Here is a 23,336-nt window from a genome sequence, read left to right as displayed (position 1 = left end):
AGCCCGGCGCCCCGCCGCCGGGCTTTGCCGGGGGTGGCGGCCAGCAGGCAAGATAGCCCGGTGACCCTCCTTGATCTGATGCCGAAGCCCGCCACTCCCGATGCGCTGTACGAGACCTTCGCGGCCTGGGCGGAGGAGCGCGGGATCACGCTGTACCCGGCGCAGGAGGAGGCGCTGATCGAGCTGGTCTCCGGGAACAACGTCATCCTGGCGACGCCGACCGGCTCGGGAAAGAGCCTGGTGGCGGCGGGTGCGCACTTCGCGGCGCTGGCGGAGGGGCAGCGGACCTTCTACACGGCGCCGATCAAGGCGCTGGTGTCGGAGAAGTTCTTCGACCTGGTGAAGATGTTCGGCACCGAGCAGGTCGGCATGATGACGGGTGACGCGAGCGTCAACCCGACCGCGCCGATCATCTGCTGCACGGCCGAGGTGCTGGCGCAGATCGCGCTGCGCGACGGTACCCGGGCGGACATCGGCCAGGTCGTCATGGACGAGTTCCACTTCTACGCCGAGCCGGACCGCGGCTGGGCCTGGCAGATCCCGCTGCTGGAGCTGCCGCAGGCGCAGTTCCTGCTGATGTCGGCGACGCTGGGCGACGTGCGCCGCTTCGAGGAGGACCTGACCCGTCGGACGGGCCGTCCGACCACGGTGGTGCGCAACGCGACCCGCCCGGTGCCGCTGTTCTACGAGTACCGGCGCACCAGCATGCACGACACCCTGGAGGAGCTGCTGCAGACCGGCCAGGCGCCGGTCTACGTCGTGCACTTCACCCAGAAGGAAGCGGTGGAGCGGGCCCAGTCGCTGATGAGCATCAACATGTGCTCGAAGGCGGAGAAGGAGGCCATCGCCGACCTGATCGGCGGCTTCCGCTTCACCACCAAGTTCGGCCGCAACCTGTCGCGTTTCGTCCGCCACGGCATCGGCGTGCACCACGCGGGCATGCTGCCGAAGTACCGCCGGCTGGTCGAACGCCTCGCCCAGGCAGGCCTGTTGAAGGTGATCTGCGGGACGGACACGCTCGGTGTGGGCGTCAACGTGCCGATCCGCACGGTGCTGTTCACCGCGCTGTCCAAGTACGACGGCCAGCGCGTGCGCATCCTGCGCGCCCGCGAGTTCCACCAGATCGCCGGGCGCGCGGGCCGGGCCGGCTTCGACACCGTGGGCCAGGTCGTGGCCCAGGCGCCGGAGCACGTGATCGAGAACGACAAGGCGATCGCCAAGGCCGGGGACGACCCGAAGAAGAAGCGCAAGGTGGTGCGGAAGAAGGCGCCCGAGGGCTTCGTCGGCTGGACCGAGGAGACCTTCGACAAGCTGATCGGCGCCGACCCGGAGCCGCTGGTCTCCCGGTTCAAGGTGAGCCACGCGATGCTGCTGTCGGTGATCGGCCGCCCGGGCAACGCCTTCGAGGCGATGCGCAAGCTGCTCACCGACAACCACGAGGACAAGGCGGCCCAGCGCCGCCACATCCGCACCGCGATCGCGATCTACCGCTCGCTGCTGGAGGGCGGCGTGGTCGAGCGCCTGCCGGAGCCGGACGCGGAGGGCCGGATCGTCCGCCTGACCCTGGACCTCCAGGAGAACTTCGCGCTCAACCAGCCGCTGTCCACCTTCGCGCTGGCCTCCTTCGAACTGCTCGACCCCACCTCCCCCGCCTACGCGATGGACGTCATCTCGGTGGTCGAGGCGACCCTCGACGACCCGCGCCAGATCCTCGCCGCCCAGCAGAACAAGGCGCGCGGCGAGGCCGTCGGCGAGATGAAGCGGGACGGCATCGAGTACGAGGAGCGGATGGAGCGGCTCCAGGAGATCACCTACCCGAAGCCGCTGGAGGAGCTGCTCACCCACGCGTACGAGGTGTACCGCCGGGCGCACCCGTGGATCGGCGACCACCAGCTCCAGCCGAAGTCCGTGGTGCGCGACCTGTACGAGCGGGCGATGACCTTCTCGGACTACGTCGGCTTCTACGAACTCGCCCGCACCGAGGGCATCGTGCTGCGCTACCTGGCCGGTGCGTACAAGGCGCTGGAGCAGACCGTCCCCGAGGACGTGAAGACGGACGACCTCAAGGACGTCATCGCCTGGCTCGGCGAGCTGGTCCGCCAGGTCGACTCCAGCCTGCTGGACGAGTGGGAGCAGCTGGCCAACCCGACCGAGGCGGCCACCGCCGAGGTCACCCTGGACGACAAGCCGGCGCCGGTGACGGCGAACGCCCGGGCGTTCCGGGTGCTGGTGCGCAACGAGCTGTTCCGCCGGGTGGAGCTGTGCGCCCTGGAGCACTGGGGCGCGCTCGGCGAGCTGGACGGCGAGTACGGCTGGGACGCGGACCGCTGGGCGGACGCCATGGACGGGTACTGGGACGAGTACGACGACCTGGGCACCGGCCCGAACGCGCGCGGCCCGAAGATGCTGATCATCGAGGAGGAGGACTCCGCCTGGAAGGTCCGGCAGATCTTCGACGACCCGGAGGGCGACCACGACTGGGGCATCAGCGCCGAGGTCGACCTGTACGGCTCGGACGAGGAGGGCCGGGCGGTCGTGCGGGTCACGGCGGTGGACCGGCTCGGCGGCTGACCTCCGCCTCCTGAACGGCCAGGGGCCCGGCACGCGATCCGCGTACCGGGCCCCTGGCCGTTCGTCACACCGCCGCGCTACATCCAGACGAACGGCTGCCCCGCCGCGTAGGACAGCGCGCGGGTGGCCTCGTCCAGGTTCGGTTCGCCGCTGCCGGTGGAGGTCGGCGTCGGGCCGGTCGCGCCGGGGGTGCCGGTGGCACCGGGGGCGGTGGCGCCGGCCGGGCGGGAGCTGGCGACGGTCACGTAGTGCCCGACCGCCTCGATCCGGGCCTCGCTGCCGGGCTTGCCGCCGCCGGACTGCGCGGGCGCGATGTTGGTGTCGGCGAGGATGAAGGCGACCGCGCCGGGCTTGGAGCGCAGGGCGTCGGCGGCCTTGGCGGCGGTGGACGGGTCGGCGAAGCGCAGCAGGGTGACGCTGGAGAGCACCGGGTGGTCGACGCCGGTGAAGCTGACGATCAGGTAGGCCTGGCAGCCGCTGTCCTTGAGCAGCTCCTGGGTACGGTCCTGGAGCACCTCGTCGCACTTCTCGCCCTGCCGGATGCCGCCGCGCCGGGCCTTGTAGCCGGCGACCTCGACCGGGCGCTGGGCGGGGAACAGGTTGTCGGCGTTGAGGCCCTCGGGGTCGGTGGTGGGCGGCGGGGAGCCGACGACGGGGGGCGTGCGGGCGGAGTCCGCCTTGGACGGGCCCAGGCCGGGTATGTAGTCGCCGGGCGTGGGGCGGGTGATGACCCAGCCGCCGGCCACGACCACACCGATCACGACGACCCAGCCGACCGCCCGGCGGCCGGTCAGCCGCGGGCCGCGCCTGCGGGCCGCCGCCGTGGCGCCCGCGGTACCCCCGGTCCCTCCGGCGCCCCCGCCGGTCCGCTGTCCTGCCCGGCCGTCCTGGCCCTCTCCCGGAGTCGGGGTGCGCTCCCCCTGCGTGGTCATGGCGCAGATTCTAAGCATCCGCCGAGTGGCCCTGGTCACTGGGTCGGGCGCTTGTCGATCTTCGCCTGCCCCGCCTCCGACCTACCCGCCGGTAACCGTCCGCCGACGCCGCCGTCAAGCGCGTGACCAGCGCCGACGCCGTGAGCTTCGACACTGTGGCAATCGGCACATCCTTCCGGGGATCTTCTGGTGGGTTTGCTCTGGCGCCATTCGAGCGCCAGCAGGCAGGATCGGCCCCATGGATCTGCTCGATACCCTCACCGCCAAGGGCCTGCGCGGCGAAGTCCCGACCCGCGAGGAGGCCCTGGCCGTCCTCGCCACCACCGACGACGAGCTGCTCGACGTGGTCGCCGCGGCCGGCAAGGTGCGCCGCCGCTGGTTCGGCCGCCGGGTCAAGCTCAACTACCTGGTGAACCTCAAGAGCGGGCTCTGCCCCGAGGACTGCTCCTACTGCTCGCAGCGGCTCGGGTCCAAGGCCGAGATCCTCAAGTACACCTGGCTCAAGCCGGACCAGGCCGCCGACGCCGCCCGCGCCGGGGTGGCCGGCGGCGCCAAGCGGGTCTGCCTGGTCGCCAGCGGCCGCGGCCCGACGGACCGTGACATCGACCGGGTCACCGACACCATGGCCGCCATCAAGGACGCCGACCCCGAGGTCGAGATCTGCGTCTGCCTCGGCCTGCTGTCCGACAACCAGGCCGAGCGGCTCAAGGCGGCCGGTGCCGACGCCTACAACCACAACCTCAACACCTCCGAGAACACCTACGGGGCCATCACCAAGACCCACACCTACGCGGACCGGGTCGACACGGTGCAGAAGGCGCACGGCGCCGGCCTGTCCGCCTGCTCCGGCCTGATCGCCGGCATGGGCGAGACCGACGAGGACCTGGTCGACGTGGTGTTCGCGCTGCGCGAGCTCGGCTCGGACTCCGTCCCGGTCAACTTCCTGATCCCCTTCGAGGGCACCCCGCTCGCCAAGGAGTGGAACCTCACCCCGCAGCGCTGCCTGCGCATCCTGGCGATGGTCCGCTTCGTCAACCCCGACACCGAGGTGCGGATCGCCGGCGGCCGCGAGGTCCACCTGCGCACCATGCAGCCGCTTGGCCTGCACATCGCCAACTCGATCTTCCTCGGCGACTACCTGACCAGCGAGGGCCAGGCCGGGCAGACCGACCTCGACATGATCAAGGACGCGGGCTTCGAGGTCGAGGGCGCCGGCGAGGCCACCCTGCCCCGCCACCGCGCGGACGTCGCGGAGGCCGCCCAGTCCGGCGGGGGCTGCGGCACCGCGGCCTCGGCCTGCGGCAGCGGCGGCGGCTGCGGGCCGTGCGGCGGGCACGAGCACGCGCCCCTCGGCGAGGCCACGACGGTCGCCCCGGAGGGTGCGAACGACGAGCTGCGCGACGACCTGGTCAAGGTCCGCCGCCGCGGCGCCGGCACCGAGCTCGCGCCCAACGCCTGACCCGCCCGACCCGCCTGACCCTCCAGCACCCTCCGGAGAGACCCACCATGTCCCAGCTGTCCGCGGACACGCTGCTCGCCCTCGACCGGGCGCACGTCTGGCACCCGTACGGGCCGATGCCCGGCACCGCCACCCCGTACGTGGTCGAATCCGCCGCGGGCGTCCGCCTGCGCCTGGCGGAGCCCGCCGCGGGCGGGCGGCGCGAACTGGTCGACGGCATGTCGTCCTGGTGGGCGGCGATCCACGGCTACCGCCACCCGGTGCTGGACGAGGCGGTGCGCGAGCAGCTGGGGCGGATGAGCCATGTGATGTTCGGCGGGCTCACCCACGAGCCCGCCGTCCGGCTGGCCGCCCGCCTGGTCGAGATCACCCCGGAGCCGCTCCAGCACGTCTTCCTCGCCGACTCCGGCTCGGTCGCGGTCGAGGTCGCGATGAAGATGTGCCTCCAGTACTGGCAGTCCACCGGCCGGCCCGGGAAGCACCGACTGCTGACCTGGCGCGGCGGCTACCACGGTGACACCTTCCACCCCATGTCGGTCTGCGACCCCGACGGCGGGATGCACCACCTGTGGGGCGGGGTGCTGCCCGGGCAGCTCTTCGCCCCCCAGCCGCCGGCCGGCTTCGACGCCCCGCTCGACCCCGGATACGCGGCGGAGTTCGAGGAGTTGATGGCCCGTCACGCCGACGAGCTGGCCGCCGTCATCGTCGAACCGGTGGTCCAGGGCGCGGGCGGCATGCAGTTCCACTCCCCCGCCTACCTGCGGATGCTGCGCGAACTCTGCGACCGGTACGGCGTCCTGCTGGTCTTCGACGAGATCGCCACCGGCTTCGGCCGCAGCGGCACCCTGTTCGCCGCCGACCACGCGGGCGTCTCCCCGGACGTGATGTGCCTCGGCAAGGCGCTCACCGGCGGCTACCTCACGCTGGCCGCCGCCCTGTGCACCGGCGAGATCGCCGACGGCATCAGCCGCGGCGAGATGCCCGTCCTCGCCCACGGCCCGACCTTCATGGGCAACCCGCTGGCCTGCGCGGCCGCCAACGCCTCGCTGGACCTGCTGCTCGGGCAGGACTGGGCGGTCGAGGTCAAGCGCATCGAGGGCGGGCTGCGGGACGGCCTCGCGGCGGCGGCCCAGGTGCCGGGCGTACGCGACGTACGGGTCCAAGGGGCCATCGGCGTCGTGCAGTTGGACCACCCCGTGGACGTCCCGGCGGCCACCGAGGCCACCGCCCGGGCGGGCGTCTGGCTGCGCCCCTTCCGGGACCTGATCTACACCATGCCCCCCTATGTGACGGAGGACGAGGACGTGGCACGCATCGCTGCCGCCGTGACCGCCGCGGCGGTGGCCGGATGACCGCGCGCATCCTGTTCGTGACCGGCACCAACACGGACGTCGGCAAGACCGTCGCCACCGCGGCCCTCGCCTCGGCCGCCCTGCACGGCGGCCGGAAGGTCGCCGTGCTCAAGCCCGGACAGACCGGCGTCGCGCCGGGCGAGCCGGGTGACGCCGCCGAAGTACGGCGGCTAGCAGGCGAACTGACGATCCGTGAGCTGGCGCGCTACCCCGAGCCGCTGGCCCCCGACACCGCCGCCCGGCGGGCCGGGATGCCCTACCTCTCCCCCGCCGAGGTGGTCGCCGAGGTCGCCGACCTCGCCGCCACCCACGACCTGGTGCTGGTCGAGGGCGCGGGCGGCCTGCTCGTCCGCTACGACGACGAAGGCCGCACGCTCGCCGACCAGGCCCGGGCCGTCCGGGCAGCGGGCCTGGACGCCGAGGTACTGCTGATCGCCTCCGCCGGCCTGGGCACCCTCAGCATCGTCTCGCTCACGGCCGAGGCCCTGGCCGCCCGCGCACTCCCGCTCGCCGGCGTCGTCATCGGCTCCTGGCCCGCCGAGCCCGGCCTCGCCGAACGCTGCAACCTCGCCGACCTGCCCCGCTCGGCCGGCGCCCCGCTGCTCGGCGCCCTGCCCGAGCGGGCCGGTACGGCCGCGGACTTCGCGGCCCTCGCCGCCGCCTCCCTGGCCCCCGAGCTGGGCGGCCGCTGGAACGCGGAGCACTTCGCACACGTCCATCGGCCGGAACGGCCCTGACTTCGCCCGATGGAGTGATCCTGGTGCCCGAATTGCAGATCCGGGCACCGGATGCTCAATAGCGTTGCCCGCATGACAGACGGGCTGAGCATGGACGAGGCCCTCCGGGCCTTGGCCGCCCTGGAGGCGGCCTGGAAGGACGACGACGAGGCGCTGGTCGCCCTCGCGTCGGGCACGGCCGGGGAGCGGTCGCTGCCGGCGCTGGTCGCCGCGTACGGCGAGCACGCGATGGACACGCTGATGGCCCTGGCCTTCGGGCTGCGCTCCAGCATGAGCGACGAGGAGATCGCCGAACTCTCGGACGCCGTCAGCGCCAACATCGGCGCCCGGATGAGCGCCCTGCTCACCCAGACCCTCAAGGCCTGGGGCACCCTCACCCCCGCCGACGACCTCACCATCACCAAGGTCATCGCCCACACCGTCATCGACGCCATGCGGGCCGTGACGGAGGACCCCAACAAGACCGAGGTGCTGCCGCTGCTGGCGACCTTCCGCAACTACGCCCTCAACGGCGTCTGAGGAGCGGTCGGGGCCGTGACCTTTCCGGAGACCTGCCACCAGGGCCCGTCGGACGAGAACACCGCGTTCCTGCGGGCGAGCACCGCCGCACCGGAGCTGCGGATCGGCGCGGGCGGGACGGCGGTCCACTACCTGGTCGACACCGCCGCGGCGAGCGAGCGGTTCGGCCTCTACCGGCTGGATCTCGGGGCCCGGCGGGACGGCCCCGCGCCGCACTTCCACCGGACCATGTCCGAGACCTTCTTCGTGCTGTCCGGAACCGTGCGCCTGTACGACGGCGAACGGTGGGTCGACTCCGGGGCCGGTGACTGCCTGCACGTGCCGGAGGGTGCCGTGCACGCGTTCCGCAACGAGTCCGGCGAACCCGCCTCCCTGCTGATGCTGTTCGCCCCCGGCGTGCCGCGGCGGGCGTTCTTCGAGGAGATCGCGGAGCTGGCGGCGGCCGGGCGCTCGCTGAGCCGGGAGGAGTGGGCGGAACTCTACCGCCGGCACGACCACTTCGTGGTCTGACCGGCCGAGCGGGGACCGGCGGCTCCCCCCTCATCGGGCGAGGGCGGAACGCTCCTCGTACGGGCTGTGCATGGTGAGGTAGCGGATCTCCAGGTCCCGCTCCAGGTAGTCCATTCGGTGTTCCCAGAAATCCCGGAGGTGCGGGAGGGCGAGGTGGGCGTCGAGGTCCTCCTGGCTGCGCCAGGCCTCGTAGAAGACGAACACGCCCGGCTCGTCCCGGTCCTCGTGGAAGTGGTACTCGAGGCAGCCGGGTTCCCGGCGGGTCGGCTCGACGAAGGAGAGCAGGAGCCGGCGCAGGTCCTCCGCGCGCTCGGGCTTGGGGCGGGCGGTGCCGACGAGGGTGAAGGGCTGGTCCACAGGGGTCTCCGATCCAAAGGTATGACGTTCGTCGTACCTCCCGTACGGTAGGGCCGCAGCAAGGTACGATGCAAGCCGTACCTGGAGGTGGTCACGATGCCCGACGACGAGGGACACCCCGCACCGGAGGAGATCGAGCTCGGCAAGGTGCTGAGCGCGCTGGCCGACCCGCTACGCCGCCGCGTGGTGCGGGAACTGGCCGCCGGACCCGACGGCGGGGCCCGCACCTGCAGTTCCTTCGAGCTGCCGGTCAGCAAGGCCACGGTCACCCACCACTTCCGGACCCTCCGCGAGGCCGGCCTCGTCCGCCAGGTCGACCGGGGCAACAGCCGGATGGCCACCCTCCGCCGGACCGACATCGAGCAGCGCTTCCCCGGCCTGCTGGCCCTCCTCACGGCGGAGGACGCGCCGGGCGCATGACCGATCGCCGGGCGGGCCCGGGCCCGGGTCAGCGGCGCTGGGTGGCGGGGCCGAAGCAGGCGACCAGGAAGCACAGGACGGCGGCGACCGCGGCGACGACCGGGCCCGCCTGCATGGACGGGGCGAAGCCCCCGCCGTCCTGGAGCACCTTGTGGAACTGCACCAGCGAGCCGACGGCAGCCCCGGCCACCCCGGCTGCCAGCAGCAACGACAGCCCCGCCAACCGGACTTCCCCCGTGAGCAGGCGCAGCACGGACAGGCCGACCAGCACCAGGCCGAGCCACTGCAAGGCGCCCATCCAGATGTCGGCGCCGTCGGTCAACTCCCCCACCCACCGCGGGCTGTTCAGCAGGTCGAAGCCGGACCACGACAGGCCACCGCTCTCCCCACTGTAGGAGGCCCACGGCAGCGCCAGCGAGCCCACGGCCCCACCCGCGAGCAGCAACACCGCCACAGCATTGGCCCGGGACCCACCGGGACGCGACCGAGGAGCATACGACGGCTGCGGAGGCACAGTCATGCCCCCGAGGATCCGCCAACCCCCCTGAACGGTCAAGGTGTTGAGCGCGAGCTTCGAGCAGCGCTCGAACTCGCAATGGACTTACGATGGGTCGCAGGTCCAGGCGCTCCCACGCGTGGACTCGCTCGCTCATATCCGCAACCACCGCAAGGAGTTGCACAGCATGATCCCCGCGACGACCGTCAAGCCCCGCTCCTGGATGAAGTCCTCGTACAGTGACGGCGGCGGACAGTGCGTCGAGGTCGCTCCCGGCCTCCTGGGCGTCCTCCCCGTGCGCGACAGCAAGGACCCCGACGGCCCGCAGCTCGCCTTCGGGACGGACGCCTGGGAGTCCTTCATCTCCGGCATCAAGTCCGGCGATTTCGGCTCCGTCTGACTCCGTCGTCCCATGAGATGAAAGGCGGCCCAGGCGTCCGACGTTCGGTGCGGGCTTCGAGCGGCGCTCGAAGCCCGCACCGTTGTTGCTAGGCGTGCACCCTCAACCATCCTGCGGCGATGGAGAATCCACCGGTGGAGGCGGCGAGGAAGGTGAGGGCGAACACCAGGGCGTCGGCCGTCGAGGACATGGTGGCGGGGATCGCCAGGAGGACGAGGCCCGCGAGGAGGAAGCTCCCGACGGCGATGGCACCGGCGGCGGCTACGGTCGCATACCCCTGCGGAGGACGACGACCAGGCGCTCGATGACGTCCGGCCGGGCCGCGCCGAGGTCGATCAGGAGGACGCCGGTCTCCTTGACAAGGCGCCAGTCGATGCCGAGGGACGGGAGTTTCACCTCGGCGGCGTGCAGGACGGCCTGGAGGTCGTCGAGAATGTCGGCCGCGCTGCGACGGTCCTCGGCCGTGATCTTGTCGATCATGCTGCTCATGGGGCATCTCACAGTTCGGTGTTCGTGATCCAACGCGCTTCGGTGTCCCACTCGATGCCCCCGCCGAGGGGCCGGAGGAAGACGCTCCCGTGCTGCCACCCCATGAAGGCGGCCCAGCACCCGGAGCGGACGTCGAAGACCCGCTCGCCGATGGCGGAGGGGCGGTAGGGCTCGACCGGCGGCGCCACCCGTCGCACGGGCGGCGCCGCCGGGGCGATGACGTGGTCGGCCAAGCCGGCCTCCGGGATGGAATCACCGCACCGGGGACACCGGCAGGGCGGAAAGCTCCGCTGGAGGATGATGCTTTCGCCAGATTGAGCGTTAGTCATATCCACGGAATAACTCCTCTCTGTTGTTAACTCCTCACCAAGGGTGGCCAATTGCGCTTAGCATCGGAAGAGGTTCACTTTGACATCCGGCACTGTGGAATGGCGTGATGACCATGGCGCAGCAGGAACTTGAGCAGACCCCCACCCCGAACGAGGCCATCGGCGAACAGCTGCGCCGCTTCCGCAAGGCGAGGGGTCTCACGCAGGTCCAGCTCGGGAAGCTGATCAACTACAGCGACTCGCTGATCTCCCTGATCGAAACAGGGGAACGCCCTGCCCCGCTCAAGCTCCTCCGACGAGCCGACAAGGTGCTCGAGACGTGTGGAGCGCTTGAACTCCTGCATTGGAGCACGAAGAGCAGCACCTTGATCGGCGGATTCCCCGCCTACATCGAGCACGAGACCAAGGCCACCGCGCTCCGAATCCACGAGCTGAACGTCATCCCTGGATTGCTCCAGACTCGGAGCTACGCGTCCGCGCTCATCAACGCTGCGGCTCAGCGGGGTGAGATCCCCGAGGAAAAGGCCGTTGAGCGTCTGAACGTTCGCATGGCGAGGCAAGCCATTCTGTACCGTGACCCGGCCCCCTCCGTCCACATCGTCATGGACGAGAGCTGTCTGCGACCGGTCGGCGGCCCCTTCGTCATGGCGGAACAGCTTCGACGGCTTGAGAGCGTGGCTGCCCTTCCGCACGTGACGTTGCAGATCGCGCCGTGCAGCCTCGGCGAACACCTTCCGACGACCATGCCGTTCACGCTGCTGACCAGCCCGAAGGGAGCCTGGATGGTCTACCTCGAAACCGTCCAACGGGGCTATGTGGAACGCGATGACGAAACCAAGATCCGCTCTCTCTCGAGGACTTACGATTGGTTGCAGGTGCAGGCGCTCTCCTGCACGGACTCGCTCGCCCATATCCGCAGCCGCCTCGAGGAGTTGCACACCATGATCCCCACCACGACCGTCAAGCCCCGCTCCTGGATGAAGTCCTCGTACAGCAACGGCGGCGGACAGTGCATCGAGGTCGCCCCCGGCCACCCGGGCGTCCTCCCCGTGCGTGACAGCAAGGACCCCGACGGCCCGCAACTCGCCTTCGGGACGGACGCCTGGGAGTCCTTCATCTCCGGTATCAAGTCCGGCGAGTTCGGCTCCGTCTGACTCCGCCGTCTCACAGGGGAAACGCCTTGCGGCCAGTTGCTGATCCGGCTCCGCCGGAGTTCGCCTTACTCGGCGCGCTGCGGGTGCAGCGCGCCGGGATGACCATCGAGCTGGGGGCGCCTCGGCAGCGGGCGGTGCTGGTGTCGCTCCTCCTGCGGCCGAACGCCGTCATCGCGACCGACCAACTGGTCGACGACTTATGGGGCGACGAACCGCCCGGATCTCCCGTCGTCGCCCTCCGCTCCTACATCTCCCAGCTGCGCAAGCTCCTTGAGCCCGTACGCGGGAAGCCTTCCCTCCTGCTCTCCCAGTCCGGTGGCTACCGGATCGCGGTCGATCCGGACCGCATCGACCTCTGGCGCGTCAGGCAGCTCCACGAACTCGCCGGGAGCCACCCGCACCAGGCCCGGGAACACCTCTCCGACGCTCTCTCGCTCTGGCGCGGCGAGCCGCTCGTCGACCTGCCCGGCCCCCTCATGGAGCGCGAACGCCAGCGCCTCGCCGAGCTCCGCCTCACGCTCCAGGAGGAGCGGTTCGCGCTCGACCACTCCGCCGATCACCTCCCGGAGTTGGAGGCGCTCGCCGCCGAGCACCCCTTCCGCGAACGCCTCCAGGCCCTCCTCATCCGCGGCCTTCACCGCAGCGGCCGCACCGCCGAGGCCCGCACCGTCTACGCCTCCCTCCACTCCCGCCTGGTCGAACACCTCGGGATCGAACCCGGGCCGGACGTCACCGCCCTCCGCCAGGAGTTGGACCCTGATCAACTCCCCAACGATCCGGCCCACTTCACGGGCCGACGAACCCACGTCGCCGCCATCGCCCGCGCCCTGACCGACCGCACCACCACCAGCACCACCACCACCGGCCTGCGCCTGGTGACCGTCACCGGCATGCCCGGCGTCGGCAAGACCGCCCTCGCCGTACGCGCCGCCCACGCCCTCCGGCCGGACTTCCCCGACGGCCGTCTCCACGCCGACCTGCGGGGTGCCGACCTCGTCCCCGCCAGCGCCTCCGACGTCCTCGCCGACTTCCTGACCACTCTGGGTATCCGCCCGTCCGCCGTGCCCCAGGACCTCCCCGGCCGCTCCGCGCTCTTCCGCACCGTCACCACCGGCAAGCGGCTGCTCATCCTCCTCGACAACGCCCGGGACGACGCCCAGCTCCAGCCCCTCCTCCCCGGCTCCTCCGACTGCGCCGTCCTCGTCACCAGCCGCACCGCGCTGCCCGGCATCCCGTCCGTCCTGCGGATCGCCTTGGACGTGTTCAGCCCCCAGGAGGCGATCGGCCTCCTCGACTCGGTCATCGGCGCCGCCCGGCGGTCCGCCCAGCACTCCGACGCCGACCACCTGGTCGAGGCCTGCGGCCGCCTCCCGCTGGCCCTGCGGATCGCCGCCGCCCGGCTCGCCGCCTCCCCGGACCAGCCGATCGCCGACCTCCTCCGATGCCTGGCCGAGGACCGGGAGGGGCTCGCCGAGCAGGTCTTCGCGCTCAGCTACCGCCTCCTCCCCCCGCCCCTGGCCACCGCCTTCCGCCGATTCGCCTGGGTGGAGCCGGACATCGCCCTGGCCTCGGCCGCCGCCGTCCTCGACCTGCCCGAGCGCGAGGCGGAGCACCTCGCCGAGGCGCTGGTCGACCAGGCCCTGCTGGAGTCGGTCGGCCCCGGCCGCTACCGCTTCCACGACCTGGTACGGGCCTTCGCCCGCCGGACGTCCCTGCGCCTCGACGAGGCCGAACGCACCACCGCCCACCACCGCCTGCTGACCCTGCTGCTCACCCGCGCCCGGACGGCCTTCGCCCTCGCCGTCCCCGGCGACCCGGTCGCCGACGTCTTCGGCGGACCGGCTCCCCGCCCGGTCTTCACGGACCTGCCGGACGCCCGCCGCTGGGCCCGGGCGGAGACCCCCGGCGCCGTCGCACTGGCCGCCGCCGTCGCCTCGGGCACCCCGGATGTCACCGCCGTACGCTCCGCCGTCGACCTGCTGGTGGCCCTGAGCCCGCTGGGCCTGGGCGCCTTCGCCGGGCGGGCGGAGGAGGCGGCCCGCCTCCTCGTCGCCGCCTCCGAGGACGGCCGCGACCGCGCCGCCGAGGGCCGCGCCCGGTTCCCGCTCGGCACCGTCCTGCTCGGCCGGGCCCGCCTCGACGAGGCCGCCGAGCAGGCCCGCGAGGCCGCCCGGGCCTGCCGGGAGGCGGACGACCCGGCCGTGCTCCGGCAGGCCCTCAACGACCTGGGCCTGATCGCCCAGGCCCAGGCCCGGCACGAGGAGGCGATCACCGCCTTCGACGCGGCGGCGGCCCTCGCCCACCGCCTCGGCCACCGTTCCGGCGCGGTGGCAAGCACTGCGAACGCCGCGCTGTCCCGGGTCCGCAGCGGCCACGCCGAGGAGGCCGCGGACACCTGCCGCCGGCTGCTGTCCGAACCGGGCGGCGCCGACGCGGCGATGACCGCCTACGTGCACTACGTCCTCGGCCTGGCCCACCAGGAGCTGGGCCAACTCGACGACTCCGCCGATCAGTTACGTACCTGCGTGGACCGCGCGGGCCACGCCGGGGACCAGGACCGCGAGTCGGCGGCCCGGAGCCGGCTGGCCGAGGTGCTGCGCCTGCTCGGGCGGGTCGAGGAGGCCGTCGACGAGGCGACCCGGGCCCTGCGGCTCGCAACGCGAGGTGGGCGACAGCGCGAACGCGCTCTCGCCCACCTGGTGTTGGCCCATGCGGTGGCCGCCCGCGGCGACCACCGCACCGCCCGTACTCACGCGGCGCAGGCGCACCGACTGCTCAGCGGCCTGGGCGCCCCGGAGTCCGCCGACGCCCGGTCGCTGCTGACGGCGCTGGCCACCGCCGACGGGTCCGTCACCGCCGACGGATCGGCCGCCCCCGACGGAGCGGTCACCTCTGCCAGATGATCAACCCCGTCCCGTTCCAGGCGACCTTGTTCGCCAGGCACTGCACGTCCGCCGACCCCCCGCAGGCCGACGGCGGTGCGGCCGGCGAGCCGTGCCGTACGGGGTCCCCCGCCGCCACGGCGAACAGCCCGGACACCCCCGCCAGAACCACCGCACCGGCAACCGCGGCACGGGCCCGGCGGGCCACCCTGCTTCGTAACACTTCCTGCTCCTCGCTCACGTGGGACTGCTGGACTCAAGCGCCCGCACGTTCGCAGCACCCGGTAGACAGCCGGTCAACACCCCGCCCCCGCCGGCCCCGGACGGACGTTGGCAGTCCGTCTACCGCCCCTCGTGATCATTGAGCCCGGCACCGGGCCGCACCGGAGGCGTCAGGGAATCCCCGCCCTGACGCCTCAGCGGTGTTCAACGCCTCGGCGGCCCGCTCTCAGCAGCCTCCGCTCGCCGGCCTCCGCTCAGTGGCCTTCCTCGACCGGGAACGCCCCGGTGGCCCAGTGCAGTCGCGCCGGGCCGCTGCTCGGCCGGTCGTGGTGCAGGTGGCGGCGGCCCTCGCCGAGCGGGCCGAGGTCGAGCGGGGCCAGGGTGCCGACGGCCAGGGCGGTGGACTCCTGGCCGGTGAGCGGTACGACCGTCAGGTAGGAGGCGTCGTCACCGCCCGACCAGTCGGTGAACTCGGTGCGGATCCAGCCGAACCGCTGCGCGCAGGACAGGCAGCGGCGGATGGACACCGAGAAGTGCGGGTCGGCCACCACGGCCGCCTCGTACGCGAAGCCCTCCCGCTGGCGCGCCCAGACCGCCTCCGGGTCCTCCCCGTAGCACTCCGCGCAGCCGAACGCCCAGTACCCTCCGGCCCTTCCACTCACACCGGCACCCTTCCCTCGTCGCGCTGCTCCGTACGGGCCCGTCCGGTGGTGGTCCGGCCGGGCCCGCCGTTCAGCCTACAAACGCTCAGCCCCAGTTGCCGACCAGCGGCTGGTCGCCCCAGTTGCCGAAGCGGGTGCCGTAGACGGTCAGGGTGCCCTCCTTGGACGAACCGTAGAAGCTGCGGTCACCGGGCCGGTAGACGCCGACGGTGTCGGTGCCGGTTCCGTCCCAGTCGCCCTTGATCGGGATGTCGCCGGTGTTGCCGTACTGGAAGGTGTGGTCGGCCTGCCCGCCCGGCGTGTTGGTGTCACGCAGGTAGAACGTCCGGGTGGTGGGATCGTAGGCGCCGATGGTGGTGCGGCCGCTGCCGCTCCAGTTGCCGACCAGCGGGGTCCACCCGGGGTTGCCGAACTTGAGCGAGTAGGTGGGGTTCGCGTTGTCGTCGCTGAGGTAGAAGGTCTGGTCGCCGGGCCGGTAGACGCCGACGGTGGTGCGGCCGGTGCCGCTCCAGTCGCCGACCACCGGGAGGTCGCCGGTGTTGCCGTACCGGTACGTGCTGGTGCTGCCGTCCGCCTTGGACAGGACGAAGGTGGACGTCGCCCGGTGGTAGACGCCGATGGTGTCGGTGCCGGGGCCGTTCCAGTGGCCGGTCAGCGGGACGTCGTCCGCGTCGGTGAACAGCGCGGACGTGCCGGAGGCGCCGAGGAAGACGTCGTTGTGGCTGTTCTCGCTGACGCTGCGGTCGCCGGGCCGGTAGATGCCGACGCCGGAGGCGGCCGGGGTCGGCGTGGCGTTGATCACCGCCGTGCCGATGGCGCGCTGGCGCTGGGTGGTGAGCGGCTGTGCGGTGCCCTGCTGGGAGTTGAGCCAGCGGAAGTTCTGGAGGTAGATGACCCGGGGGTGCTGGGCGGCGATGGCGCGGTAGTCGGCGTTGTTGGCCGCGATCTGGGCGTCCGAGAACGGCCCGCAGGCCCCCAGGCCCTGGCTGAACGACTCCGGGAACATCACCAGGTGCTGGTCGGGCGAGGCCAGGGCGCCCTGCAGAGCGGCCAGTTCCTGTTCCAGGGTGCCGCGGCCGGGGCAGTAGTCGTCGAAGCCGATCAGGTCGACGCCGCTCGGCACCGGCGAGGTCAGGTGGGCCGTGTCCGTGGTGTAGGCCAGCATCTTGCCGGGGAAGGCGTCCCGGACCTGGTTGACCTGGGTCTGCACCTGGCCGGCGTCGAAGGCGTGGTAGTAGGGCTCGTCCAGGGTGTAGATCGCGGACAGCTTGTCCAGGTTGCCGCCGACCCGGGTGGCCAGCCCGGCCAGCGCCGCCGGGGCGTCCGGGTTGGGCTTGCTCACCGGCCAGTTCGGGGTGGCTGTCGCGACCTGCATGCTGACGTCGATGACGCAGGAGGCGGGGCGGCAGTAGTCCAGGAAGCCGGCGTAGCGCGGGTCGCTGAGGTCCTGGCCGATGAAGTTGTTCATGTTGGTCCAGGGGAACAGCTCGGAGCTGTGGTCGACGCTCTGGTTGTGCTCGTCCGGGTCCATGACGTCGAAGTAGCCGTAGTAGTCCAGCCCGCCGAGCATGCTGACCCGCAGGTCGTCGGCCGTGGTGACGGTGCCGGGGGTGCTGCGCTGCGCGCCGAGGTGGAGGTAGCCGTCCCGGGGCAGGGCGACCGGGGTCTGACCGGCGAAGACGGTGGTGCCGTCCACGGTGACGACGGCCTGTCGGGCGGCGCCGCCCGCGAGGGTGAGCGCGACGTCGTGGGTGCCGGAGCCGGCCGGGACGGCGGCGCTCAGCAACGGCAGCGGCGTACCGCCCTGGTAGAGCGTGAGCGCGCCGTCGGCCTGGAGCCTGAGGCCGAGGGCGACGTCGTCGGTGTCCACCGCGCCGGTGGCGCCGGAGGCGTTGCTGACCAGCAGGGTCGCGGCGTCCGTGCCGCTGGTGCGGCCGACGGCCGGGGTCAGCCGGGCGTGCACCGTGTAGGAGCCGGACAGGTCCGCTGTGGCGGGCTTGTTCAACCGGACGGCGGCGGTGCCCTGGGGGAAGGACAGCGCGTCGGGCGCGGCGGGGCTGTTGACCCGCACCGAACCCGCCGGGGGTGTCGCGGCCAGGCCCTTGGTGCCGGACACCGCCGTGTAGTTGGCCGAGACCAGGGTCGGCTGGCGGGCGCTCAGGTCGTCGTTCAGCCCGTCGTCGCCGCCCGCCGGAGCGCCGTCGAAGGTGTCCACGAAGGGCTTCGCCCCGGCCGTCGCGGCGGCGTCGATCCGGCTGACGTTGACACCGGTGCCGTTGCCGTCGCCGAAGGTCGTCAGCTCGCCCGGGCCGGACAGGTACGCCCCCAGGTAGAGGAAGGCGCTGCTCGGCCAGCGGTTGACCGACCCGGGGCCGGTGACGGTGAACGCGGTGCCGTTGACCGTCAGGGTCACCGCCTTGTCCGGGCCGGTCGACACCTTCACCGAGACCGCGTACCGGTCGGCCGGGGCCACCGAGCCCTGCCAGAAGGGGGTTTCGCCTCCGCCGCCGTGGAACAGCGCCAGCTTCCCGGCCGAGGTGACCGTCAGCCCCAGGTCCACGTCGCCGCTGGTGACGTACCCGTTGGCACGGTGGCTGCGGCTGAGCACCAGCGAGGCCCAGTCACCGCTTGAGGTGTCCCCCACCACCGGATCCACCACCGTGGAGACGGTGTACGTCCCGCCGGTGTCCGCGATCACCGGAGCACCCAGCATGACCGCCGAGATCCCGGTGGTGAACACCAGCCGGTTCGGCTGGTCCGGGGTGCTGACCTGGACGTACGAGGAGTCCGGCGCCACCGAGGTGTCCCAGCGGCCGGAGGTCCTCGTCCAGGAGACCGTCCGGGCGCTGCCCTGCTGGCGCTGGTCCAGGCCGACGTTCAACCCGCGCAGCGGCGCGGTGTTGAGCGCCGGGCTCTGCCGGAACGAGTCGGCGAACGGGCCCGCGGCCGTGAGGTTCACCGGCACCGGAGGCGCCGCGGCGGGTGCGGCGGCGGGCACGGAGGCGGGTACGGAGGTGAGGGCGACGGCGGGTACGGCGGCGAAGCCCGCCGACGCCACGGCCAGTCCGACCAGCACCGCCGCGGCCGTCAGGCCCCGGCCGGTGCGTCTTGTGAGTGTCACCGAGTCAACTCCCGGTCGTCGGAGCGGTCGGCACCGGGTCCGGGCCGCCGCAGGGGCGAGCTGCCCGGGCGTGCTCCCGCACACCGGTCCCTCCCCCCGCCGGGATGGTAGGCGATGTGTGCGAACGGCCGTGGCCGGTTACCGGATTCGGTACCGGCCCCTTCTCTTCGGACGCCGTTCGATATACGGTACACAACGCTTGTTACGTACCCATGTGCCAGGCAGGTCGGCGCGACGAGGCGCCGCATCTCCCCGCCCCCTCTGGAGAGTCCGCTGTGACCGAGCCCACTGACGCCACCGAAGCCACCGAGACCATCAAGTACCGCAAGAACGGCCTCACGCGCGGGGTGACCGAGGAACTCGCCGAGAGCATGAAGCGCGGCTGGGCCGACACCGAGCGCCACGCCCTCGAAGCGATCCCCCAGGCCGCCCACACCGAGCGCCGCCGGGCCGCGCTGTCCGCCGCCTTCCCCGGTGAACTGCTGGTGGTCCCGTCCGGCAACCCCAAGGTGCGGGCCAACGACACCGACTACCCGTTCCGCCCCTCCTCCGACTACGTCTACCTGACCGGCGACCAGTCCCAGGACGCCGTCCTGGTCCTGGAGCCCACCGGCGCCAGCGGCCACCGCGCCGTGCTCTACCTGCGCAACCGCTCCGACATCGAGAACGGCGAGTTCTGGCTCGACGGCCACGGCGAACTGTGGGACGGCCGCCGCAACAGCCTCACCGAGAGCGAGAAGCTGTTCGGCCTGCCCTGCCGGGACGTCCGCACCGCACACGCCGACCTGGCCGCCACCACTGCCCCGGTCCGGGTGCTGCGCCGGCACGACGCCGGGGTCGAGGCAGCCGTCGGCGGGCGCGCGAACCCCGGGCGGGACGCCGAGTTCGAGGTCTTCCTCTCCGGCCTGCGGCTGGTCAAGGACGAGTTCGAGATCGCCCAGCTGCGCCACGCCTGCCAGGCCACCGCCCGCGGCTTCGAGGACGTGGTGCGCGTCCTGGGCACGGACGCCGCGACGCCGGAACGCCTGATCGAGGGCACCTTCTTCGTCCGCGCCCGCCTGGAGGGAAACGACGTCGGCTACAGCACCATCGCCGCCGCCGGGCCGCACGCCACCACCCTGCACTGGGTGCGCAACAACGGCCAGGCCCGCCCCGGCGACCTGCTGCTGCTCGACGCGGGCGTGGAGACCGACGAGCTCTACACCGCCGACGTGACCCGCACCCTGCCGGTCTCCGGCCGCTTCACCGACATCCAGCGCAAGGTCTACGACGCGGTGCACGCCGCCCAGGAGGCCGGCATCGCCGCCGTGAAGCCGGGCGCGGACTTCCGCGACTTCCACCGCGCCGCCCAGCGCGAACTGGCCGAACACCTCACCGCCTGGGGCCTGTTCGGCGACCTCACCGCCGACAAGGTGTACGAGCTGGGCCTGCACCGCCGCTTCACCCTCGCCGGGACGGGCCACATGCTCGGCCTCGACGTCCACGACTGCGCCCACTCCCGCACCGAGGAGCACGTCGACGGCACGCTGCTGCCGGGCATGGTGCTCACCGTCGAACCGGGCCTCTACTTCCAGCAGAACGACCTGACCGTGCCGGAGGAGTACCGGGGCATCGGCGTCCGGATCGAGGACGACATCCTGGTCACCGAGGACGGCAACGAGAACCTCTCCGCCGACCTCCCCCGCGCCTCCACCGAGGTCGAAGCCTGGCTGGCCGCCCTGCGCGGCTGACCACCGCAGTGCGGCCCCGGCAGCACGCCGGGGCCGCACTGCGGTCACTTCAACGCGCCCAGTGCCGCGGCCATCCGCCCCACCGCGTCCACCACCTCCTTGGCCGGGCTCGCGGTGAAGCAGAGCCGGAAGAACCCCGGCACGGGATTGTGCATGACGCCGCCGGGCAGCAGGGTGACCTCGGTGGGCTTGGCGGCGAGGTACTCGAACAGCCACTTCTCGTTCGGGTCGAGCCCGTCCGCCCTGATCACCGGCAGCTCCGGGTGGTTCCGCGCCGCACGCTTGCCGAGGTACTCGGTGAGGTCCAGCCAGAAGAACATCGCGGAGTTGTCGCCGTCCCGGTGCACGTACTCGATCCCGGCGGCGTCCAGCGCGCCCTTGACCGCGCGGAAGCTCTCGCTGAGCAGCCCCGGGTAGGTCTTCATCGCGTACGTCGTGTAGCGCTCGCCGTTGTGGTGGGCGCTGAGCAACTCCCCGATGACGTAGGTCTTGAGCGAGTCGAACGGGGTGAACCAGGGCAGCGGGTGGGTCCGCTCGGCCGGGTCGGTGCTGCCCAGCATGGCCCGGTGGACGGCCTTGTTCTTGGAGACCACGAAGCCGGTGCGGAAGCCGGACAGCCCGAAGTCCTTCGCGAATCCCCACACCACGTGGATCCGCTCGGCGAACCCCGCGTACGCCCCCAGCGTCACCGCGCTGGTGAACGGCGTCGCGGAGCCTTCGAGTTGGGAGTGGCAGTAGATCTCGTCGGAGATGATGTGCATGTCGGTGTACGCCATCGCCCAGGCGTAGATCTGCTCCAGCAGCGCCCGGTCGTAGTTGACGCCCAGCGGGTTGTGCGGGTTGGTGAGGACGAGCAGCCGGGGGCGGTGGCCGGCCTTCTGCCGTGCCTCGTAGGCCTCGACGATGAGGTCCAGGGTGAGCCGGTAGCGGTTCTCGCCCTCGGTGGGCAGGTTCACCGGGACGCACTTGAGCTTGGGCCGCTCCTCGAAGGACCAGTTGAAGCCCTGCCAGTACGGCGCCGGGATCAGCACCTCGTCCTTCGGCTTGAGCGCCGGCGTGCCCGCACCCTTGCGCATCAGCCCGAAGGCGATGCACTCCAGCGCGGAGGAGACCCCGGCGCAGCCGAAGACGTCCTCCTCCGAGACGGTGTCGTGGAACGCCCGGCCGAGCAGCTCCGCGACCTGCCCGCGCAGCTGCGGGGTGCCGGCCGGGGCCATGTACTGGATGTTCCGCTCGGGGATCAGCTTGATCTTCTTGAAGACCTCGGTGTCCATCGACTGCTGGTACAGCAGGACGTTCTCCGCGACGGACAGGTTGATCGTGGTGTCCGACGCCAGGTGCTGGTGGTAGAAGGCGAGGGCCTGCTCGAAGTCGGTCAGGCCGGCCAGGACGTCGGCGGCGGCCTCGGGCGAGTCGAGCCGGAGCCCGTTCTCGGTCATGGTCATGGGGGTCCCCTGTCGGGAGGGTGGGGGGTCGGAGGTGCGTACCGGAACGTGACCGTTCGTATCCGCACCGGCCCCAGCGGACCACGCCCGGCGGACGGCCGCCAACCCTCGGCGGCCGTCCGGACGGCGTTCCCGCCACGGCCGTCCGGTGGTCCGCTCGGGTCACCCCCGAGCCGCTCAACCCCGGTTGCCGACCGGCGGTCGACCGGGTCGCCGAAACAGCTGCCGCAGCGGGCCGGACGGGGGGCACCGCCCGGGGGCCGCATCCGCCCGAACCTCCCGCCGGGGACGATGACCCCTAACTCGCTCCGCCCGCAAGGGGCTTGACCCAGCGGGTCCACTGCGGTTCGGGGTGGTAGCCGGCGGCCTGCCAGGTGCGGTGGCCGAGGGCGTTGTCGTCCAGCACCATCGCGTCGGCGCGGCGGCCGCCGAGTGCGGCGAAGCGCTCCTCGGCGGCGGCCAGCAGGGCGGCGCCGATGCCCCGGCGGCGATGGTCGGGGTCGACGGCGAGGCGGTACAAGTGGCACCGCCAGCCGTCCCAGCCGGCGATGACGGTGCCGAGCGGGGTGGCCGGGGCGTCGGCCGCGGTGGCGACGATCAGGCACTGCGGGTCCCGGGCGAGCAGGGCGGCGACGCCCGCCTCGTCGTCGGTGATGCTGGTGCCCTTGGCGGCCCGGGCCCAGAGGGCGAGCAGGGCGGGGATCTCCTCGGGCCGGGCGGGGCGCAGCACGATCTGTTCGGCGGTGCCGTTCTGTTCGGTCATGCCGGTCTGTCTAGCAGGGGGTCCGGCCGGGCCGCCCGGAATTCCGGGGCGTGGACGGCCCCCTGGTGGGAACGGCCGGCGGTCAGCCCAGGCGCCACACCGTGGTGGTCTTGACCGAGGCGTCCTCCAGGTCCGCCACCACCGGCACCTGGTAGGCGGCCACCGCGGTGAACCGGTCCCGGGGCAGGTAGGCCCGGCCCGGGTCGCCGACGATGACGGTGGCGCCGCGGGCGGCGGCCCGTTCCAGGAAGGGCAGGAAGCGGGCGGCCATCTCGCGTTCGTAGAACACGTCGCCGGCCAGTACCACCTCGGCCGGGGCGCCGTCCCCGTCCACCAGGTCGACCAGCGCGCCGTCCACCCGTACGCCGTTGGCCTCGCCGTTCAGGCCGATGGCGGCGACCGCGTAGGCGTCGATCTCGGCGGCCCGCACCTGCGTCGCGCCGCGCAGCGCGGCCGCCACGCCGACCAGTCCGGAGCCGGCCGCGATGTCCAGCACCGCCCGGCCGTCGACCAGTTCGGGGTGGTCCAGCACGTAGCGCGCGACCGCGACCCCGCCGGCCCAGGCGAAGGCCCAGAACGGCGGCGGCAGTCCGGCCCGGCCGCGTTCGCTCTCGGTGGTCTCCCACAGCGCGATGGCGTCCTGCGCCATGTGCAGGCGGATCTCGGGCACGAAGGGGACGGGCGTCAGCTCGGTCTCCCGCAGGATGAACGCCTGATCGGTGTCCGGTCGATGAACTCGCAGCTCACTCGGCATGCCCGCAGCATAGGGCCCGCCGGACCCCGCTC

The 23,336-nt window shown here is 72.4% G+C and carries 21 protein-coding genes; 11 read left to right on the top strand and 10 right to left on the bottom strand.

The genetic code is table 11. The annotated features are described in order from the left end of the window. Nucleotides 1-78 precede the first annotated feature (78 nt). Nucleotides 79-2,571 carry a DEAD/DEAH box helicase gene (locus tag ACFC1T_RS11055; protein ID WP_375886633.1) on the top strand — a complete coding sequence of 831 codons (2,493 nt, stop codon included), beginning with the start codon at nt 79-81 and terminating at the stop codon, nt 2,569-2,571. A 77-nt stretch (nt 2,572-2,648) separates the two neighbouring features. Here ACFC1T_RS11055 and ACFC1T_RS11050 read toward each other — a convergent pair whose 3' ends face one another. Continuing rightward, nucleotides 2,649-3,503: a hypothetical protein gene (locus ACFC1T_RS11050; RefSeq protein WP_375886440.1), complete on the bottom strand. Its 855-nt coding sequence runs from the start codon at nt 3,501-3,503 to the stop codon at nt 2,649-2,651. A 238-nt stretch (nt 3,504-3,741) separates the two neighbouring features. Here ACFC1T_RS11050 and bioB point away from each other — a divergent pair, with 238 nt between their 5' ends. The 5 genes from bioB to ACFC1T_RS11025 all read left to right on the top strand — a co-directional run bounded on the left by bioB (nt 3,742) and on the right by ACFC1T_RS11025 (nt 8,080). Next, a complete protein-coding gene (bioB, locus tag ACFC1T_RS11045) occupies nt 3,742-4,962 on the top strand; it encodes a biotin synthase BioB (protein ID WP_375886437.1) in 1,221 nt (406 codons plus the stop codon). 47 nt (nt 4,963-5,009) lie between these two features. Further along, the gene (locus ACFC1T_RS11040) at nt 5,010-6,314 is read left to right on the top strand and encodes an adenosylmethionine--8-amino-7-oxononanoate transaminase (RefSeq protein WP_375886434.1); all 1,305 of its coding nucleotides are present in this window, start codon (nt 5,010-5,012) and stop codon (nt 6,312-6,314) included. Then, a complete protein-coding gene (gene bioD, locus ACFC1T_RS11035) occupies nt 6,311-7,051 on the top strand; it encodes a dethiobiotin synthase (protein WP_375886431.1) in 741 nt (246 codons plus the stop codon). The genes ACFC1T_RS11040 and bioD overlap by 4 nt, the downstream gene beginning before the upstream one ends. 72 nt (nt 7,052-7,123) lie before the next feature. After that, entirely contained in the window at nt 7,124-7,570 is a 447-nt protein-coding gene (locus tag ACFC1T_RS11030) for a hypothetical protein (protein WP_375886428.1), read from the top strand. 15 nt (nt 7,571-7,585) lie between these two features. After that, nucleotides 7,586-8,080, top strand: coding sequence for a cupin domain-containing protein (locus ACFC1T_RS11025; protein ID WP_375886425.1), 495 nt, complete (start codon nt 7,586-7,588; stop codon nt 8,078-8,080). Nucleotides 8,081-8,110: 30 nt separating this feature from the next. On the opposite strand, the gene ACFC1T_RS11020 is transcribed toward ACFC1T_RS11025, so the two are convergent. Next, nucleotides 8,111-8,437 carry a putative quinol monooxygenase gene (locus ACFC1T_RS11020; protein ID WP_375886422.1) on the bottom strand — a complete coding sequence of 109 codons (327 nt, stop codon included), beginning with the start codon at nt 8,435-8,437 and terminating at the stop codon, nt 8,111-8,113. A 96-nt stretch (nt 8,438-8,533) separates the two neighbouring features. Between ACFC1T_RS11020 and ACFC1T_RS11015 the strand changes: the two genes are divergently transcribed. After that, on the top strand, nt 8,534-8,857 hold the full coding sequence (locus tag ACFC1T_RS11015; RefSeq protein ID WP_375886419.1) for an ArsR/SmtB family transcription factor: 324 nt from the start codon (nt 8,534-8,536) through the stop codon (nt 8,855-8,857). Nucleotides 8,858-8,885: 28 nt separating this feature from the next. On the opposite strand, the gene ACFC1T_RS11010 is transcribed toward ACFC1T_RS11015, so the two are convergent. Continuing rightward, the gene (locus ACFC1T_RS11010) at nt 8,886-9,305 is read right to left on the bottom strand and encodes a hypothetical protein (protein WP_375886416.1); all 420 of its coding nucleotides are present in this window, start codon (nt 9,303-9,305) and stop codon (nt 8,886-8,888) included. 235 nt (nt 9,306-9,540) lie between these two features. On the opposite strand from ACFC1T_RS11010, the gene ACFC1T_RS11005 reads away from it, so the two are divergent. Beyond that, on the top strand, nt 9,541-9,753 hold the full coding sequence (locus ACFC1T_RS11005) for a DUF397 domain-containing protein (protein ID WP_375886413.1): 213 nt from the start codon (nt 9,541-9,543) through the stop codon (nt 9,751-9,753). A gap of 261 nt (nt 9,754-10,014) precedes the next feature. Here the strand turns inward: ACFC1T_RS11005 and ACFC1T_RS11000 are convergent, their stop codons facing one another. Together ACFC1T_RS11000 and ACFC1T_RS10995 are read right to left on the bottom strand one after the other, a co-directional pair. Next, nucleotides 10,015-10,242 carry a hypothetical protein gene (locus ACFC1T_RS11000; protein ID WP_375886410.1) on the bottom strand — a complete coding sequence of 76 codons (228 nt, stop codon included), beginning with the start codon at nt 10,240-10,242 and terminating at the stop codon, nt 10,015-10,017. An 8-nt stretch (nt 10,243-10,250) separates the two neighbouring features. Continuing rightward, a complete protein-coding gene (locus tag ACFC1T_RS10995) occupies nt 10,251-10,475 on the bottom strand; it encodes a hypothetical protein (protein ID WP_375886408.1) in 225 nt (74 codons plus the stop codon). A gap of 203 nt (nt 10,476-10,678) precedes the next feature. Between ACFC1T_RS10995 and ACFC1T_RS10990 the strand changes: the two genes are divergently transcribed. Both ACFC1T_RS10990 and ACFC1T_RS10985 read left to right on the top strand, forming a co-directional pair. Beyond that, nucleotides 10,679-11,725 (top strand): Scr1 family TA system antitoxin-like transcriptional regulator, encoded by a 1,047-nt coding sequence (locus ACFC1T_RS10990; protein ID WP_375886405.1) that lies wholly within the window; start codon nt 10,679-10,681, stop codon nt 11,723-11,725. Nucleotides 11,726-11,823: 98 nt separating this feature from the next. Beyond that, nucleotides 11,824-14,628: a BTAD domain-containing putative transcriptional regulator gene (locus tag ACFC1T_RS10985; protein WP_375886402.1), complete on the top strand. Its 2,805-nt coding sequence runs from the start codon at nt 11,824-11,826 to the stop codon at nt 14,626-14,628. Nucleotides 14,629-15,083: 455 nt separating this feature from the next. Here ACFC1T_RS10985 and ACFC1T_RS10980 read toward each other — a convergent pair whose 3' ends face one another. Beyond that, nucleotides 15,084-15,491: a hypothetical protein gene (locus ACFC1T_RS10980; protein ID WP_375886400.1), complete on the bottom strand. Its 408-nt coding sequence runs from the start codon at nt 15,489-15,491 to the stop codon at nt 15,084-15,086. An 85-nt stretch (nt 15,492-15,576) separates the two neighbouring features. After that, complete coding sequence (locus tag ACFC1T_RS10975) at nt 15,577-18,612, bottom strand: hypothetical protein (RefSeq protein ID WP_375886397.1); 3,036 nt, start codon at nt 18,610-18,612, stop codon at nt 15,577-15,579. 212 nt (nt 18,613-18,824) lie between these two features. Between ACFC1T_RS10975 and ACFC1T_RS10970 the strand changes: the two genes are divergently transcribed. Then, entirely contained in the window at nt 18,825-20,342 is a 1,518-nt protein-coding gene (locus ACFC1T_RS10970; protein ID WP_375886394.1) for an aminopeptidase P family protein, read from the top strand. Between the two features lie 44 nt (nt 20,343-20,386). Here ACFC1T_RS10970 and ACFC1T_RS10965 read toward each other — a convergent pair whose 3' ends face one another. From ACFC1T_RS10965 to ACFC1T_RS10955, 3 genes are all read right to left on the bottom strand, one after another. Beyond that, nucleotides 20,387-21,787 carry a pyridoxal phosphate-dependent aminotransferase gene (locus ACFC1T_RS10965; RefSeq protein WP_375886392.1) on the bottom strand — a complete coding sequence of 467 codons (1,401 nt, stop codon included), beginning with the start codon at nt 21,785-21,787 and terminating at the stop codon, nt 20,387-20,389. Nucleotides 21,788-22,085: 298 nt separating this feature from the next. Further along, on the bottom strand, nt 22,086-22,550 hold the full coding sequence (locus ACFC1T_RS10960) for a GNAT family N-acetyltransferase (protein ID WP_375886389.1): 465 nt from the start codon (nt 22,548-22,550) through the stop codon (nt 22,086-22,088). An 82-nt stretch (nt 22,551-22,632) separates the two neighbouring features. After that, complete coding sequence (locus ACFC1T_RS10955; RefSeq protein ID WP_375886386.1) at nt 22,633-23,304, bottom strand: methyltransferase; 672 nt, start codon at nt 23,302-23,304, stop codon at nt 22,633-22,635. Nucleotides 23,305-23,336 lie beyond the last annotated feature (32 nt).

Source organism: Kitasatospora sp. NPDC056076, from assembly GCF_042266305.1.
Classification (GTDB): domain Bacteria; phylum Actinomycetota; class Actinomycetes; order Streptomycetales; family Streptomycetaceae; genus Kitasatospora.
The sequence above is the reverse complement of the archived record's forward strand: the minus strand, read 5'-3'. Positions and strand labels throughout refer to the sequence as shown.